We start from the raw sequence: 16,761 nt of genomic DNA on the forward strand, positions 1-16,761 counted from the left end.
TCGTATCAGAAAACAATTTTTTGTGTGAGTATCTAGCTTTTCTCCCCCTCTTTTGCTATACTTTCTTTGCTTTACTAAATGATTAAGAGGTGTTGTATTTGTCCCAACAGCGCACGCCCTTGTTTACAGGGCTATTAGAACACGCGAAACAAAACCCTGTTCAATTCCACATCCCTGGTCATAAGACAGGAAAAGGGATGGATGAGGAATTTAGAAAATTCATAGGGGATCAGGCTCTATCTATTGATTTAATTAACATTAGTCCTTTGGATGACCTCCACCATCCACATGGCATGATTAAAGAAGCTCAAAACCTTGCTGCAGAGGCATTTGGTGCCGATCATACATTCTTCTCTGTTCAGGGAACAAGTGGAGCAATCATGGCCATGATTATGTCGGTTTGCCATCCTGGTGATAAGATTGTCGTTCCTAGGAATGTTCATAAATCTGTGACATCAGCTATCATATTTTCAGGTGCTACTCCTGTCTTTATTCATCCAGAATTAGATGAGAATTTAGGTATCTCTCACGGGATCACACCAGAAGCCGTCCAAAAAGCCCTCGCAGCTAACCCTGACGCTAAGGGTGTATTCGTCATTAACCCTACTTATTTCGGAATTTCAGCTGATTTAAAGAAAATCGTTGAAATTGCTCATTCATATGATGTACCCGTTTTAGTAGACGAAGCTCACGGAGTGCATATTCATTTCCATGAGGAATTACCTCTTTCTGCCATGCAAGCCGGAGCAGATATGGCGGCCACCAGCGTACACAAATTAGGTGGATCTTTAACGCAAAGCTCTGTTTTAAACTTAAAATCTCACTATGTAACGCCTGAGCGCGTTCAATCAGTTCTCTCGATGCTAACGACTACATCTACATCTTATATCTTGTTAGCTTCTTTAGATGCTGCAAGAAAGCACTTGGCGATTAATGGACGTAGACTTATTGAAGATACCATCAAACTTGCTGAAGAAACTAGAAAACAAATCAACAATGTGCCTCACCTTCTATGCGTTGGAGATGAAATACTTGGGAGTAACGCAACGTATGATTATGATCCGACGAAACTCATCATATCGGTAAAACAATTGGGGATTACCGGGTACGACGTAGAAGTGTGGCTTAGAGAACAGTTTAACATTGAAGTTGAACTCTCTGACTTATATAACATCCTTTGTATTGTCACACCGGGTGATACAGATGAAGAAACAGGTATCTTGGTCCATGCATTAAAAACACTTTCAGAAGAATTCGAAGTAAAGAATAAAAATGAAGAACCATTGCAAGTAGAAGTACCAGATATTCCGGTACTAGCACTATCTCCTAGAGATGCTTTTTATGCGGACACAGAAATTGTTCCCTTAGATCATTCGATTGGAAGGATTAGCGCCGAGTTTGTTATGGTCTATCCCCCTGGTATCCCCATATGGCTTCCAGGTGAAATCATTACAAAAGAAAACATTCAATACATCCATTCCAATATGGATGCTGGCTTACCTGTTCAAGGACCAGAAGATGAAACGCTTGAAACCATTCGTGTAATCAAGGAACATAAAGCATTTCGATAAGCGAATAAAGACAAAATAGCGATTAAAATGAGCAGAGGACGAAATCTATATAGATTTCGTCCTCTTGTATGTGTTTTGGTTGTGATCTTATAGAACCCTCTTACTTATTCTTCTTCATTGCAAGTCGTGCATGTTCCGTAAAGAGTTGATACCTTCTCATCCTCATAGTGATCAATGATCCCCTGACAATCCTGACAAACGATAGTACCCATTGAATATCCAACTCCTTTGTTAGCGTTTTCATTTAACTTAATTACATTATAGTATGACATATAAAAGATTTCAACCCTTAATTAGTATGTCATAATATAATTTAGGCAATACTAATACATTAAGTAAATCTCCCCTCCCTCTATAGTAATTAAGCTAAAACTTCCCACGCCTTACTTACTAATCTATACGCTGCATCTGCACTAAATATAGCTTGTCTAATGAAAATTATTCTTCATTTAAGGTAAATAGGTGAAGCTCTGTAAAAGGGGCATCAAACAAGGCTTATATGCATGAAAGAAAAAAGAAGACTTCTGCAGAAGCCTTCTTTTGTAGTCTTTATTCACCTGGTGTTTTGATTTCATCAGGATCTACCAATCCAAAGCCTTTATCTTTTAATCCTTGAACAATATCTTCAAGAGCAGCTGATGTCCATTCACGATCATGCATAAGTAGGTTTGATCCATTTCCAAGTAATGGAGTGTTGAGCATAATATCTGTAATGGATTCTTTAGTCATGTAATCAGCTTTAAAATCATATCCGAAGCTCCAGTTCATCTGAACCATCCCTTCTTCCTCGACCACTTGCAGCGCATAGTCCGTGTTTACTCCATGAGGAGCGCGGAAGAACTTCGGTCGCTCACCAATAATCTCTTCAATTTTATTGCTAAGAGAAACGATTTCCTCTCGTTGCTTTTCTTGGCTAACATCATCAAGCTTTTGGTGAGTATAGGTGTGATTCCCTATTTCAAAGCCCATTTCATGAATTTGTTTAAGAATTTCTTGCTTTTCTTCTGATTCAATAAAATGGCCATTCACAAAGAAAATCGCAGGGGCATTTAGTTCTTTCAGAGTTTTGGCCATTTCTAAACCGTATTCATCAGGGGCGTCATCAATTGTAAGAAGCACAACTTGTTCGTTTACACCTTCTTTTCCATCTAAGGGAACAACTGATGAAACGCCATTAATTTTATACTTCGGCTTTACTGGCTCTTCAGTTGCTACTTCCTCTTCACCTTCATCTGAAGAATCTGCATCCTCTTCGGATGAAGAATCGCTTTCTTCTTTGTTCTCACTGTTTTCATCTTTACTTTCATCTTCGTTGGCCATTGATTCATCTTCTACTTCTTCTTGAGTTTCTTGTTCGTTTGATTCATCTTCTGTTTTTCCCGTTGTTTCATCTTGAGCACAAGCGGCTAAACTAAAGATGGAAACAAGTAATACGACCATAATCCATTTTTTCAATTTTGTTTCCCCCTATATATGTAATAACATGGTGCACATTACCATTATAATAAAGACTTTACCCATATCCTATTGTTTTTTAACAAAAACATCTAATAAAATATAGAATAGGACTTTGTTCCTTCAATAAACTTGATAAGGTGAGATCGATGGTTTCTTTATTAAAAAAATTCAATATTCTAGGTAGCCGAACCCTGAAGACAGGTATTTCTGTCTTCGTAACAGCATTTATATGTCTATTATTTAATTTGCCCGTTACCTTTGCTGTGATCACAGCCATTGTTACGATTGAGAACACAGCTGCAGACTCCATCAAAAAAGCGCTTGTTCGATTTCCTGCTTCTGCTATTGGAGCTCTTTTGGCTGCATTATCCTTTGGTATACTCGGCCAAAACGCCTTAACATTTGCTTTGGCAGCAACACTTACCATTGCTGTGTGTTATCGTCTAAAGCTCTATGATGGAATATTAGTTGCGACTATAACGGCCGTTGCCATGATTCCTGATTTCGATAGCCATTACATTGCATCCTTTTTCAGCAGACTTGGTACCACATCAATAGGTATTATTGTCTCAAGCCTTGTGAACTTCTTCTTACTTCCACCCGACTACTCTAAGATGATCTATAAGAATGTAGAGGAATTGTTTTGTCAGGCAGCTGATATCTTAGACCATACGCTCCAAACTTGTATGGACAAGCAATCTGAAGAAAGTCGCAGAATGCAAAGAACTTATAGACAATTAACCTTTAAGCTCGAGAAGACGTATCAACTTTCTCAATTCCAGCGTGAAGAATGGAAATACCATAAGCATTCTAAACAAGACATGCAAGCCTTCCAATATGCTCAAAAGAAATTAAACACGTTACAACAAATTGTTTACCATTTAGGGAACCTACAGTACGTTAACTTAAATGTGAATGCCTTCAGTAAAGATGAAAAATCCTTAATCTTAAGTATCATTTCTTCGATGGCGGAAATATTAAGAACACCATCACATGAAATGACAGATGAACACTTCAAACAAATTGAAGCGTTAGACAAAGAGTTTTGGCATTGGAAAGAGGAGCATATTGAGCAAAATTCAAAATATCGCCACCACTTCCCACCTCAAACAATCGTCATTTATGAGCTACTTTGTCTGCATGACGTATTAGAGGAATTAGAAGAAATTTCACGTGATAAATATCGTCTAATACAGCTTCAGGATTAATGTTTGAAGATCTCATCAGGTCATTGCTTGCTTTTGCAAGGTATCCTGAAAGGAATGAGAAACTTCAATGAAAAACGTAACAAAGGTATTTTTCCTTTCTATTGGTGTAGCCATTTTATTCATCATCTGGGGAGTCATCCCGAAAGAAACACTACCCAATTACAACTTAAATGCGGTAACAAGCAATATCCAAGGATTTTTAGTTGAGAAGTTTGGATGGTTCTATTTATTGTCTTCAACTGGATTTTTGATCTTTGCTATTTTTCTGATCTTCTCTAAGTATGGAAATATTAAGCTTGGAAAAGACACAGATGAACCAGAATACCCGTATATTACATGGTTTGCCATGCTGTTTAGCGCAGGGATGGGTATTGGACTGATTTTCTGGGGAGCAGCTGAACCTATAGCCCATTTCCATAACCCTCCCCTGGCTGAGTCGCAAACCCCAGCAGCAGCACGAGAAGCACTTCGATACAGCTTCTTCCATTGGGGACTACATCCGTGGGGCATTTACGCAATCATTGCCCTCGCCTTAGCCTATTTTCAATTTAGAAAAGAAGCGCCAGGGTTAATAAGCTCGATTCTAACACCATTACTGGGGGAAAAGCGTACAAATGGTGCTCTTGGGACGCTTGTTGATTTTATTGCTGTTTTTGCCACTATTTTCGGGGTAGCTACTTCACTTGGTTTTGGTGCTAAACAGATCTCAGGAGGAGTCACGTATTTAATTGATGGTTTAGAAGATACATTTACGGTTCAATTAATCATTATTTTAATCGTGACGTTTCTTTACATGATTTCCGCTCAAACAGGTTTAAATAAAGGAATTAAATACTTAAGTAATACCAATATTGTACTGGCTATTGCTTTAATGCTTTTCCTATTATTTGCAGGCCCTACAAACTTTATCATGGACCTGTTTACCACCACATTCGGCAGTTACTTACAAAACTTGCCTTCCATGAGCTTTAAACTTAGTCCATTTGAACAGAATTCATGGACCCAGGACTGGACGATCTTTTACTGGGCTTGGTGGATTGCATGGGCTCCATTTGTAGGAACATTTATCGCCCGTGTTTCTAAAGGACGCACTGTTCGTGAATTTATTTTAGGAGTTTTGCTTGTGCCCACTATATTCGGAGCCTTATGGTTTTCAGTGTTTGGTGGAACAGCGATTAATTTAGAGTTTTTTGAAGATGCGAAGATACAAGAGCTAGTAGCAGAGAACGGTTCAGAAGTGGCTTTATTCAGCGTATTAGATCAAGTCCCCATAGGAGGGGTCATGTCTGTTATTGCCATCTTACTCATTAGCACGTTTTTTATAACATCAGCTGACTCGGCCACCTTCGTGTTAGGGATGCAGACAACTAATGGAGACCTTAATCCTTCTAATCAAGTGAAATTCATTTGGGGGCTTGTACAATCTACCGCAGCTGCTGTTTTACTTTGGCAAGGAGGCTTAGGCGCCTTACAAACGGCTGCCATTATAGCCGCATTCCCTTTTGCCATGATTATGATTTTAATGGTTTTCTCCCTTCTAAAATCATTTAAAGAAGAGGCTCAACGGTATCCGTTAACCAGACAGAAAAGAAAGCTGAAGGAAGAGAATTAGACTATAACGACATAACGCTTAGAGCAATGAACTCTAAGCGTTTTTATTTTGGTAATCCATATCATAAAATTGTAATCCAAGAATATAGCATATGCCCTCCCGTGATTAATGCAAAGCTTGCTATTATGTGTGGCAAGCTTTCTTTTTTAGAAAAATGGTACCTTTTTAGAAGCTGTGTTATAACGACTAGAAATAAACCGAACAATATAGCTTGAAACATCCAGTGGTCTTTCCTTGATATATGAATCACAAGCAAATAGCCACTCCAAAATATAAAGAGCACATTATATAAAAACCAATACTTCTTGCTCAAACCTAACCACCCCCTACTCGGACATGCTTTATTACAGTATATGTTGCAGACAAGAGGAGTATTTTTCATTTATGTAACATTTAGATAACATTAGGAGAATTAATAAAAATGTCTGATACAATGAACACAATAATATAGCAAGTAGGTAGGTGAAGCATGTTTTGAGTATGAAGTGGCTTCCATTGGCATTTTTATTAGTCTTATTTACCGGATCATGTACGGACCAAAAAGATGCTTCCGTGGATGTATATAAAATGAATCCAACAGAAGATTATGAAGTTTTCTTCTACTCCAATAAGGCTACAATTGAGCTAGAAGAAGAATATATTAACGCACTCTTAGAATTAAAATTATCAAATGATGATCATACCTCTCCTCTCACCCTGACAAAAACCCGATCTACAACAGAAGCTAAAGAGAGAGAAACCATTCATCAATATCCAGCATTAGTCATTCAAAGAGAAGGAAGTACAATGGCAACCATTTCTGGCAAGAAAGCAAAGCATGACATTCTTAAGGTTATAAACGATTCCATACAGAAGCTCCCCTCCTCCTAAAACGTTACCACATCGGTAACGTTTTTTTGCCTGATAGTATTTAATCTCATATATTGCCCCTTATGTGGAAGGCTTGAAGCTGTGATATTTTAGCATGGAAAGGGCCGTTACGTTTATGAGTGCTTGGGCTTGCTCGGGGACAACTCGCTTTCCTGCGGGGAGCTGGGAAGCCTCCTCGTTCGCTGTCGCTCTCTGTGGGGTCTTCCCTAGGCTCTTTCCCCCGCGGGAGTCTCGCAGTCCTCGAGCAAGCCCCGGCTTTAAAGAGATGAACGGCCCCGTAGGTCGCATCAGGGGGGCTGAAGTCACCCCATATAGCATGTTTTCGTTCACCCTTATATGGTAAAGGTGGGCCTGGAAATTGCGAGACTCCCGTGGGCAGAAGAGCCTAGGTGAGACCCCGGAAGCCGGCGTGCCGGCTGAGGAGGCTCACCAGCTCCCCACAGGAAAGCGAGTGGTTTACAGGCCCACCTTATGCTCAATTGAAGTTAACGAAAACATCCTCTCAGCTTCGAGTCTTCAACAATCCTGCCCTATTTTTGAATAAGCATATAAGTAAGACCAACAACATTAATTGAACATAAAAAATCCCCTGATCGTAATGATCAGGGGATTTTGATAGAAAAGATTAAACAGTGTGAATTGGTTTACCTAGAGCTACTTCTGCAGCTTCCATAGAGATCTCACCTAGAGTTGGGTGAGCATGGATTGTAAGAGCTAAGTCTTCTGCAGTCATGCCAGACTCAATCGCTAAACCAAGTTCAGCGATCATGTCACTAGCGTTTGCACCAGCGATTTGAGCACCAATAACAAGACCGTCGTCTTTACGAGTTACTAGCTTCAAGAAGCCATCTGTGTTGTTAAGAGAAAGCGCACGGCCATTCGCAGCGAATGGGAACTTAGCCGCTTTCACTTCGTAACCAGCATCTTTTGCTTCTTGTTCAGTGTAACCAACGCTTGCAAGTTCTGGCTCAGAGAATACAACAGCTGGGATGCCGTGGTAATCAATTTCAGAAGCAAGGCCACTAATTGCTTCAGCAGCGATCTTACCTTCGTAAGATGCTTTGTGAGCAAGTGGAGGTCCAGCAACGATATCGCCAATTGCGTAAATGTTGTCTACGTTAGAACGACACTGCTTGTCGATCTTAATTAGACCTTTATCGTCCATTTCAACACCAGCTTGTTCTAAACCAAGCTCGTCTGTGTTTGGCTTACGACCTACTGTTACAAGAACGTAGTCTGCTTCAACTGTTTGAGTTTCACCTTTAGCTTCGTAACTTACTGTTACGCCACTATCTGTTTCCTCAACACCTTGTGCCATTGCGTTTGTAACGATGTTTACACCTTTGTTCTTAAGGTTTTTCTTAACAAGCTGACGCATTTGTTTTTCGAAACCTAAAAGAATGTCGTCTTGACCTTCAAGGATCGTTACTTCTGTACCGAAGTTTGCATATGCAGTACCAAGTTCAGTACCGATATACCCACCACCGATAACAACCATTTTTTCAGGGATCTCATCTAGGTTAAGAGCGCCTGTTGAATGGATTACACGCTCGCTGTATTTGAACGTAGGAAGCTCGATCGGGCGAGAACCTGTTGCAATAATACAGTTGTTGAACGTATACGTTTGAGCATTCTTTTCGTCCATAACACGTACAGTGTTTTTGTCTACGAAGAATACTTCACCTTTTACGATGTCTACTTTGTTCCCTTTAAGAAGGCTTTCAACGCCGCTAGTCAGTTTGTTTACAACTTGGCCTTTCCACTCTTGGACTTTAGAGAAGTCAACAGAAACGTTTTCTGTTGTAATTCCCATTTCGTCAGCACCTTGAGCGTGCTCATAGCGGTGACCAGCTTGGATTAGTGCTTTAGATGGGATACACCCAACATTTAAACAAACACCACCAAGATTACCTTTGTCTACAATTGTTACGTTTTGACCTTCTTGAGCGGCACGGATGGCAGCTACATAGCCACCAGGTCCAGCACCGACAACAAGCGTGTCAAGTTCGATTGGAAAATCTCCTACTACCATACGATTACGCCTCCATCATGATTAGTTGTGGATCGTTCAGTAAACGTTTGATTTGGTTCATTGCGTTCTGTGCAGTCGCACCATCGATTAGACGGTGGTCGAAGCTTAGAGATAATGCAAGAACCGGAGCTACGACTACTTCGCCATCTTTAACAACTGGTTTCTCTGCAATACGGCCAATACCAAGGATTGCAACTTCTGGGTGGTTAATAACAGGTGTGAACCACTGACCACCAGCAGAACCAATGTTTGTGATTGTGCAAGAAGCGCCTTTCATCTCCTCACCTGATAGTTTACCATCACGTGCTTTTCCTGCCAATTCATTGATTTCAGAAGAAATACCAAAGATTGACTTACGATCAGCATCTTTAACAACTGGTACAACAAGACCTTTATCAGTGTCTGCAGCAATACCGATGTTGTAGTAGTGCTTGTGTACGATTTCTTGAGTTTCATCATCTAGAGAAGTATTCAGGATTGGGTACTTCTTAAGTGTTGAAACTAGAGCACGTACTACGTATGGAAGGTACGTAAGTTTGATATCTTGATCCGCAGCAACTTGTTTAAACTTCTTACGGTGAGCCACTAGCTCAGTTACGTCAACTTCGTCCATAAGTGTAACGTGTGGAGCAGTTTGCTTAGAGTTAACCATTGCTTTAGAGATCGCTTTACGCATACCGCTCATCTTCTCACGAGACTCTGGGTACTCACCTTGAGGTGCAGCCTTCGTTTGAGTTTGCGCCTCTTCTTGAGCTGGAGCTTCATCAGCTTCTGCTTCAGCTGTTTCAGAAGTTTGACCTCCGTTTAGGTAAGCATCGATGTCTTCTTTAAGAATACGGCTGTTCTTACCAGAGCCAGATACTTTCGCAATGTTCACGTTGTTTTCACGTGCATATTTACGAACAGATGGCATTGCAATAACGCGCTTGTCGCTTGCTTCGTCATCTTGTGCAGCTGGTTCTTGTTCTTGGTCATTTTGAGTAGATTCTTCTTTAGGAGCTTCTTCTTGCTTTTCCTCTTCTTTAGAATCTTCTTCAGAACCACCAGTGTTATCCTCATAACCAGGTGCGTCAAATGTGATAATAACTGTACCTACAGTTGTTACCTCACCTTCGTCAACGTGAACGTCTGTAACCGTACCATCAACTGGAGAAGGGATTTCTACAACTGCTTTATCGTTTTGGACTTCGCAAAGAACATCGTCTTCTTTAACTTCGTCCCCTTTTTTTACAAACCATTTTGCAATTTCGCCTTCGTGGATACCTTCACCGATATCCGGTAGCTTAAATTCGTAAGCCACTATGATTCCCTCCTATCGTAAGTTGGATTAAAAGTTCATTACTGTGTTTACTTTTTCAATGATGTCGTTATGGTTTGGTAACCAAACTTCCTCAGCTGAAGAGAATGGATAAACTGTGTCTGGTGCTGCTACACGTAGAACTGGAGCTTCTAGGTGTAAGATTGCACGTTCTTGAATTTCAGAAGCAACGTGTGCAACGATACCCGCTTGCTTTTGAGCTTCTTGAATAACTACGACACGGTTCGTTTTCTCTACGGATTCGATGATTGTTTCATAATCTACTGGGCTTACTGTACGTAAGTCGATTACTTCAGCATCTACACCGTCTTTTTCTAACTGTTCTGCTGCTTTTAGAGCAGAGTGAACCATAGCACCGTATGCTACTAATGTTACATCTTTACCTTCACGCTTAACGTCAGCTTTGCCTAATTCAATCGTGTACTCTTCTTCAGGTACCTCGCCACGGAATGAACGGTAAAGTTTCATGTGCTCTAGGAAGATAACCGGATCGTTGTCACGGATAGACTGGATAAGAAGTCCTTTCGCATCGTATGGAGTAGATGGGATAACAACTTTAAGTCCAGGCTGTTGTGCCATAAGTCCTTCTAGAGAGTCTGCGTGCAGTTCAGGTGTGTGTACACCACCACCGAAAGGAGAACGTACTGTTACAGGCATGTTGTAAGAATTACCAGAACGGTAACGGTAACGTGCCATTTGACCGCTGATAGCATCCATTACTTCAAATACGAAACCAAAGAACTGAATCTCAGGTACCGGACGGAAACCTTGAAGTGCTAGACCGATTGCCATACCACCAATACCAGACTCTGCTAGTGGTGTGTCAAATACGCGATCTTCGCCAAAATCAGCTTGAAGACCTTCAGTCGCACGGAATACACCGCCGTTTTGGCCAACGTCTTCACCGAAGATTAGCACGTTTTCATCATTTTTAAGCTCTGTGCGCATTGCATCAGTAATAGCTTGGATCATTGTCATTTGTGCCATGGCTTACTTCGACTCCTTTTCTTTATATTCTTCCATTTGATCTTGTAGGTTCTGTGGAAGTTCTTCATGCATAAGAGAAATTAGGTCAGTAACCTTTTGTTTAGGTTGCTCGTCTGCTTTCTTAATCGCAGCTTTGATTTCTTCTTTTGCGTTTTCAATTACTTCGTTTTCTTTCTCTTCAGACCATAAGTCTTTAGATTCTAAGAATTTACGGAAGCGAACTAGTGGATCTTTCTTTTCCCATTCGTTTTCTTCATCTTCTACACGGTAGCGAGTTGGGTCGTCCCCTGCCATTGTGTGTGGACCATAACGGTAAGTTAGTGTCTCAATTAGAGTTGGGCCTTCACCGTTAATTGCGCGTTCACGAGCATCTTGTGTCGCTTTGTATACTGCAAGAACGTCCATACCGTCTACTTGAATTCCATCGATACCAGCTGCAACAGCTTTTTGAGCAATAGTTTGCGCAGCAGACTGCTTTTCAACTGGAACAGAGATTGCATAGCGGTTGTTTTGTACAATGAAGATCGCAGGAGCACCAAATGCACCAGCAAAGTTCATACCTTCATAGAAGTCACCTTGAGAAGCGCCACCGTCACCAGTGTACGTTACAGCAACATTTTTCTTACCACGTTTCTTCATACCAAGTGCAACACCAGCAGTTTGTGTGATTTGAGCACCGATGATGATTTGTGGGCTTACTGCGTTTACTTCGCCCATTTGGTTACCGTGGAAGTGACCACGAGAGAATAGGAATGCTTGGTATAGTGGAAGGCCATGCCAGATTAACTGAGGCACATCACGATATCCTGGTAGTAGGAAATCCTCTTTCTCCATAGCAAAATGACTTCCTAGTTGAGAAGCCTCCTGTCCTGCTGTTGGAGCGTAGAATCCTAAGCGTCCTTGACGGTTTAAAGCAATTGAGCGTTGGTCAAGAATACGAGTATACACCATACGGCGCATTAACTCTTGTAAGTCTTCATCAGAAAGATCAGGCATAGCGTCTTGGTTCACAACTTCGCCGTCTTCGTTTAAGATTTGAAACGTTTCAAATTGGTTTTCAACATTTTCGATCGTGCGTTTCAAAGTTCTTCACCTCTTCCTTTCTTATCCATATTAAATTTACTTTTATTAGCTTTCCCAAAAGCAAAAAAAATGTGTACCGAATTTGCTCTTATAATGTTTACCCTCACTTTGAGGAACATAATCGTTTTATAGCAGCTTAAATAAGTATCTGTTTCATACGTCTGGCAAAAAGTAATGGTACAACTTTTTCAACACTTAGTAGTTTAGCTTATGAAGAACTATTTCGTCAAACACTTTGTTCCCACTAACGAATAATTCGTTCCCATCCTTCTAAAAGGCCAGTTACACCCAAATGCTCCCATATCTGTATTAGTGCATTTTCGACACTGTATCAATAACAGTTAACGAAATGGATACAGACATTCATTCACACTTATTTAATCAAACGCACAGTAGGGCATCAAATAAAATAAGCTGTCCTATAAGGACAGCTTATTTCTCATCATTATTCTGGTCTTCTTCTGATTGTTCTTCATTCGTTTCTGAACTTTTATCATTCTCTGAAGAAGAATCATCTGAAGAGTTTGTTTGGTCTTGTTCTGAAGATTCGTCAAAATCAATGTTTAATTCTGCTGCTTCATAGAATTCTCTTTTAAGGTCATTGTACTCTTTTGTCAGCTTATTAAAGGCTTCATTCTTCTCAATGACAGACTCGTAACTCTTGTTAATCTTATCAACTTGTTCTTCTAGTTTCTCCTGTGTCAATTCTTTATCTTGGAACATATTATAAAGTTCTTTATCAAGTTCGTTAGATTTCTCATATGCTTTATAAAGTTCCTGATAGGCGTCATATCGTTTATTAAATGCTTCAACTAGTTCATTTGCTTTTTCTTTTGCTTCCTCAGACTCTAAATCCTCAATCAGAGGCTTTACATTATCGAATTCCTCTTTAGCTGATTCAATGCTTTCTTTCTCAACTTCAAGCTTTTCCTGGCGTTTCTTTACAACCTCTAATGCTTCTTGAGATAATTCTTCGATTTTCTCAAATTCTTTCATTCCAAGATTGATAATTTCGTTATAAAGTTCCGTTTCTTGTTGTTCTAATTGAACAAGTGGGTCTTGCTGATCCTTAAATGTATCTTCTAATGTCACAGCTTGCTCTAGATGGTCGTACATTTGTTCAGCAGCAGACGGACCATTATTACACGCAGTGAGAAGGACAGCAGATAGTACCAATACAGAGATTAATTTTCCTAAGCGCAATGTCTATTTCCTCCTTAAGGCGTTTCATTCTTCTAAATTGGAAGAATCTTCACCAGTATATCATATATAATCAACAAAAAGTTACAAAACTGTTACATCTATGCATACCTTGTAACAGAATGTTCCATTCGTACTTTATGCAATTGAAAAGCAAACATGCCAAGGTGATGCCAAATATTCCATAGCTGCTTCTTTATGTGGTACACTATACATTATGAACAAGCTAGAAAGGATTGTGTAAATCTTATGATTACTATGGAAGATATCGTTCGTGAAGGACACCCGGTCCTACGCGAAGTAGCAGATGAGGTCTCTTTGCCTCCTACCGAAGAAGAGCAACAAACATTAGAAGAAATGCTTCAATTTATAAAAAACAGTCAAGATGATGAACTTGCTGCTCAATATAATTTGCGCCCTGGCGTCGGTATTGCAGCACCTCAAATTAATGTTAGCAAACGTATGTTGGCTGTTCACTTTACTGACTTTGACGATAAAGTGTATAGCTATGGTTTATTTAACCCACGAATTGTTAGTCATTCGGTTGAAAAAGCTTACTTATCCTCTGGAGAAGGTTGTTTATCAGTGGATCGTGATGTACCAGGGTATGTTCCTCGATATGCACGTATTACAGTAAAAGGCACAGATCTTGAAGGTAATGAAGTTAAGCTTCGCCTGCGCGGTATGGCAGCTATTGTCTTCCAACATGAAATTGATCATTTAAATGGCATTATGTTCTACGACCATATTAATAATGATAACCCATTCCAAGAGCCAGAAAACGCTTCAGTTATCGACTCTTAATAGGATCAAATTCTAAAAAAACACACCCATTATCCAAACAAGCAGTATCGTAAAATAGACGTAACAGAAACGTTCTGGGCCCCCAGGACGTTTTTTTAATCCTAATAACTACTTTTTATAGTAATCCCCTACTCGTTTAGGTACTAAACCCTCATTGAGCATGATTAAAATGAATTCAGAAATTAGCGCCTATATGCTATAGAAGGCGAAATCGAAATGATTTCGCCTACGAATAGCAATAGTGACCTATAACTCCTGTAAATTACTCATCATGTAATAGTCCAACTAATCGAAAACCATGCGAAAGTCCGTTATCAGAAACATCTTTGGTCACATAGTTCGCTACCGCTTTGATTTCATCTGAAGCATTTCCCATTGCAATGCCATTTGCAACGTAACCAAGCATTTCGCGGTCATTCAATCCATCCCCAAAAGCATAGGTGTTATGTTGTTCTACACCTAACACTTCCATGAAATGTTTAATCCCTTCTGCTTTAGACCCACCTCGAGGAATTACGTCTATAGAGTATTCATGCCATCTTATAAAGTCTAACTGACGCGGTTGCTCTTTGTATTGCCCTTCTTCACCATGTTGGCAAAACAGTAAAGCTTGATAAATGGATTTACCTTTATAATAATCGGGATCGATATCAGGATAAGGAAACTTCAAGCTTCCTATACTTTCTGAAATATGATGGTGTTTCTCAACAGATGCCCTCATTCCTTCTTCATTAAGAAAGACCATTGGGTGACCAGTTTCATAGGCCTGGGTATATAAAGCTTCTAAATCCTTTTCTAGCAATGGATTTTCGTATATTACTTCCCCATCATGTACTACATACTGTCCGTTAAAACTTATATATGAATGAATACCTAATTCTTCTCTAAGTTCAGCAAACATAAAAGGAGCACGTCCTGTAGCAATTGCTACTTCAACTCCATCAGCTTGCAGACGAGCTATGGACTTCTTTGTCTCCCCTGGAATTTCTTTATTGTGATCCACTATTGTTCCATCAATATCAAGAAACACAAGTTTGTTGCTCATGTTGTTTCCCCCTTTTTGATTTCTTGCTTTCTTGAGCTAAGTATACACCTATTAGGATAAGAGCTAGCCCAAACACCATGCGAACCGAAAGTGATTCACTTAAGAATACAGATCCCCAAACTAGTGCAGAAACTGGTACCAGATAAGTTACCATGGTTGCAAATTCTGCAGACCCCTTTTGGATTAAATAATAAAAAATATAGATACCCACACCAGAACCAAATACACCCAGGCCGATTAAAGCGCCAAATATAGGCGCATCTGATACTAAACTCCAATTAATCGTACGACTCATTTCTGCAAAAATGAATGCATAAAAAGCTGCAACTGTTAAGGTCACCGCTGCAATTGTTATTGAAGACACATTGTGTAAATGTCTCTTTATGTACTGTGAGGAGAAACCGTAACAAATAGCAGCAGCTATCATACTCGCTACACCTGCCAACCCGTTATTGAACATATTCGAATTCCCAAGATCTACGAGAGTAATTATTCCTATAAAACCAACCATAATTCCAAACCATTGCTTACCTCTAATTCTAATCCCAAAGCACAGCATACCAATTAAACCTGTCCATATAGGCGTGGTGGCATTTAAAACAGATGCTAAGCTAGAGGAAATGTTCGTTTCACTTAACGCTATCAGCCCCCAAGGTAGAGCATTATTTGTCAGACCCACTAATAGCAAGGAACCCCAGGGAAGTTTAGTTAACTGATCCTTCCCATTCCACATATAAATCCCCCATAATACAACCGCCCCAAATGTACAACGCCAGAACACAACTTCCCACATCATCATTGATGAAACCAAAATTTTAATAAACAGAAATGACGTACCCCAAATGAGAGAAAGTGCTACTAATCCAATATAAAGCCTCTTCAAATAACCCCTCCATTCCTAAACCCTTTATAATGTAAAGGAATTTCCATCCAAATTCAATAAGGACTAATAACTCGAAAAAAAACACCCGTAAAGAACTATTTTGTGGAGCATACTACAAGAAAGAATAAGAAAAAGTAAAATTCTCTTTAACCTATCTATTCATTTCTAGCTTAAAAGATACTATACTAGAGATAAGAGGGATATGGTCGGCAATACGTTTTTTTTACAGCTTTTCTTCGTATAAGGAAAGGAGTTGTATGACATAATGTTAAAACGTTTGAAGAAAAAGCTTAAAAATCGTTGGAAAGATATCTTGAGTCGAAAATTGTATGCTTAAGCTTTCACTTTATGATGCGGTGGATTACTACAATCTCTTAGCTATAACATTCTATTGTTACCATATAGGTGCAAAACGTGCTATTATATTTACAGGACAAGAATACGGAAATTACTAGGAAGTTAGGAGAGATTTATAATTATGATTTTTAAAGTATTATTTCAAGAAAGGGCTGAAGAAGCTCCTGTTCGAGAACGAACCAAGAGTCTTTATGTAGAAGCAAATACAGAACGTGAAGTACGAACAAAACTGGCCGATCGCAATATCAATATCGAATATGTTCAAGGGTTAAATGAAGAACACTTAGCATATGAAAAACAATCTGAAGATTTCGAAGTGGAGAACATATAACC

General features: G+C 39.6%; 15 protein-coding genes. 6 read left to right on the plus strand and 9 right to left on the minus strand.

The annotated features are described in order from the left end of the window. Positions 1-98: 98 nt before the first annotated feature. Positions 99-1,571, plus strand: coding sequence for an aminotransferase class I/II-fold pyridoxal phosphate-dependent enzyme (locus IEW76_RS14265; RefSeq protein WP_188654947.1), 1,473 nt, complete (start codon positions 99-101; stop codon positions 1,569-1,571). Positions 1,572-1,675: 104 nt separating this feature from the next. On the opposite strand, the gene IEW76_RS14270 is transcribed toward IEW76_RS14265, so the two are convergent. Beyond that, positions 1,676-1,783, minus strand: coding sequence for a GapA-binding peptide SR1P (locus IEW76_RS14270; RefSeq protein WP_188654949.1), 108 nt, complete (start codon positions 1,781-1,783; stop codon positions 1,676-1,678). A gap of 337 nt (positions 1,784-2,120) precedes the next feature. Beyond that, positions 2,121-3,026, minus strand: a complete 906-nt coding sequence (locus tag IEW76_RS14275; RefSeq protein ID WP_229721246.1) for a polysaccharide deacetylase family protein — start codon at positions 3,024-3,026, stop codon at positions 2,121-2,123. Between the two features lie 149 nt (positions 3,027-3,175). On the opposite strand from IEW76_RS14275, the gene IEW76_RS14280 reads away from it, so the two are divergent. The 3 genes from IEW76_RS14280 (at position 3,176) to IEW76_RS14290 (ending at position 6,719) form a co-directional block, all read left to right on the plus strand. Beyond that, positions 3,176-4,237: an FUSC family protein gene (locus IEW76_RS14280; protein WP_188654951.1), complete on the plus strand. Its 1,062-nt coding sequence runs from the start codon at positions 3,176-3,178 to the stop codon at positions 4,235-4,237. Between the two features lie 67 nt (positions 4,238-4,304). Continuing rightward, on the plus strand, positions 4,305-5,849 hold the full coding sequence (locus IEW76_RS14285; RefSeq protein WP_188654953.1) for a glycine betaine uptake BCCT transporter: 1,545 nt from the start codon (positions 4,305-4,307) through the stop codon (positions 5,847-5,849). A 474-nt stretch (positions 5,850-6,323) separates the two neighbouring features. Next, the gene (locus IEW76_RS14290; RefSeq protein WP_188654955.1) at positions 6,324-6,719 is read left to right on the plus strand and encodes a hypothetical protein; all 396 of its coding nucleotides are present in this window, start codon (positions 6,324-6,326) and stop codon (positions 6,717-6,719) included. Positions 6,720-7,344: 625 nt separating this feature from the next. Here the strand turns inward: IEW76_RS14290 and lpdA are convergent. The 5 genes from lpdA to IEW76_RS14315 all read right to left on the minus strand — a co-directional run bounded on the left by lpdA (position 7,345) and on the right by IEW76_RS14315 (position 13,342). After that, a complete protein-coding gene (lpdA, locus tag IEW76_RS14295; protein WP_188654957.1) occupies positions 7,345-8,751 on the minus strand; it encodes a dihydrolipoyl dehydrogenase in 1,407 nt (468 codons plus the stop codon). Between the two features lie 4 nt (positions 8,752-8,755). After that, positions 8,756-10,051: a dihydrolipoamide acetyltransferase family protein gene (locus IEW76_RS14300; RefSeq protein WP_188654959.1), complete on the minus strand. Its 1,296-nt coding sequence runs from the start codon at positions 10,049-10,051 to the stop codon at positions 8,756-8,758. 27 nt (positions 10,052-10,078) lie between these two features. Next, positions 10,079-11,056 carry an alpha-ketoacid dehydrogenase subunit beta gene (locus IEW76_RS14305; RefSeq protein ID WP_188654961.1) on the minus strand — a complete coding sequence of 326 codons (978 nt, stop codon included), beginning with the start codon at positions 11,054-11,056 and terminating at the stop codon, positions 10,079-10,081. 3 nt (positions 11,057-11,059) lie between these two features. Then, positions 11,060-12,139 carry a pyruvate dehydrogenase (acetyl-transferring) E1 component subunit alpha gene (pdhA, locus tag IEW76_RS14310; RefSeq protein WP_188654963.1) on the minus strand — a complete coding sequence of 360 codons (1,080 nt, stop codon included), beginning with the start codon at positions 12,137-12,139 and terminating at the stop codon, positions 11,060-11,062. 432 nt (positions 12,140-12,571) lie between these two features. After that, positions 12,572-13,342, minus strand: coding sequence for a YkyA family protein (locus IEW76_RS14315; RefSeq protein WP_229721247.1), 771 nt, complete (start codon positions 13,340-13,342; stop codon positions 12,572-12,574). A 246-nt stretch (positions 13,343-13,588) separates the two neighbouring features. On the opposite strand from IEW76_RS14315, the gene def reads away from it, so the two are divergent. Continuing rightward, positions 13,589-14,143, plus strand: coding sequence for a peptide deformylase (def, locus tag IEW76_RS14320; protein WP_188654965.1), 555 nt, complete (start codon positions 13,589-13,591; stop codon positions 14,141-14,143). Positions 14,144-14,405: 262 nt separating this feature from the next. Here the strand turns inward: def and IEW76_RS14325 are convergent, their stop codons facing one another. Continuing rightward, positions 14,406-15,188: a Cof-type HAD-IIB family hydrolase gene (locus IEW76_RS14325; RefSeq protein ID WP_188654966.1), complete on the minus strand. Its 783-nt coding sequence runs from the start codon at positions 15,186-15,188 to the stop codon at positions 14,406-14,408. Next, entirely contained in the window at positions 15,163-16,071 is a 909-nt protein-coding gene (locus IEW76_RS14330) for a DMT family transporter (RefSeq protein ID WP_188654969.1), read from the minus strand. Before IEW76_RS14330 ends, IEW76_RS14325 begins: the two co-directional genes overlap by 26 nt. 478 nt (positions 16,072-16,549) lie before the next feature. On the opposite strand from IEW76_RS14330, the gene IEW76_RS14335 reads away from it, so the two are divergent. Then, the gene (locus IEW76_RS14335; RefSeq protein ID WP_188654972.1) at positions 16,550-16,759 is read left to right on the plus strand and encodes a DNA-dependent RNA polymerase subunit epsilon; all 210 of its coding nucleotides are present in this window, start codon (positions 16,550-16,552) and stop codon (positions 16,757-16,759) included. The last annotated feature ends 2 nt before the right edge of the window (positions 16,760-16,761 follow it).

The sequence above is a fragment of the Pontibacillus salipaludis genome (assembly GCF_014642405.1).
GTDB lineage: Bacteria > Bacillota > Bacilli > Bacillales > BH030062 > Pontibacillus > Pontibacillus salipaludis.

What these genes read in the sequence shown, in the direction of transcription:
- IEW76_RS14270 (WP_188654949.1), bottom strand. Translation starts at nt 1,783, where the DNA reads ATGGGTACTATCGTTTGTCAGGATTGTCAGGGGATCATTGATCACTAT.
- IEW76_RS14280 (WP_188654951.1), top strand. Translation starts at nt 3,176, where the DNA reads ATGGTTTCTTTATTAAAAAAATTCAATATTCTAGGTAGCCGAACCCTG.
- IEW76_RS14285 (WP_188654953.1), top strand. Translation starts at nt 4,305, where the DNA reads ATGAAAAACGTAACAAAGGTATTTTTCCTTTCTATTGGTGTAGCCATT.
- lpdA (WP_188654957.1), bottom strand. Translation starts at nt 8,751, where the DNA reads ATGGTAGTAGGAGATTTTCCAATCGAACTTGACACGCTTGTTGTCGGT.
- IEW76_RS14305 (WP_188654961.1), bottom strand. Translation starts at nt 11,056, where the DNA reads ATGGCACAAATGACAATGATCCAAGCTATTACTGATGCAATGCGCACA.
- def (WP_188654965.1), top strand. Translation starts at nt 13,589, where the DNA reads ATGATTACTATGGAAGATATCGTTCGTGAAGGACACCCGGTCCTACGC.
- IEW76_RS14325 (WP_188654966.1), bottom strand. Translation starts at nt 15,188, where the DNA reads ATGAGCAACAAACTTGTGTTTCTTGATATTGATGGAACAATAGTGGAT.
- IEW76_RS14335 (WP_188654972.1), top strand. Translation starts at nt 16,550, where the DNA reads ATGATTTTTAAAGTATTATTTCAAGAAAGGGCTGAAGAAGCTCCTGTT.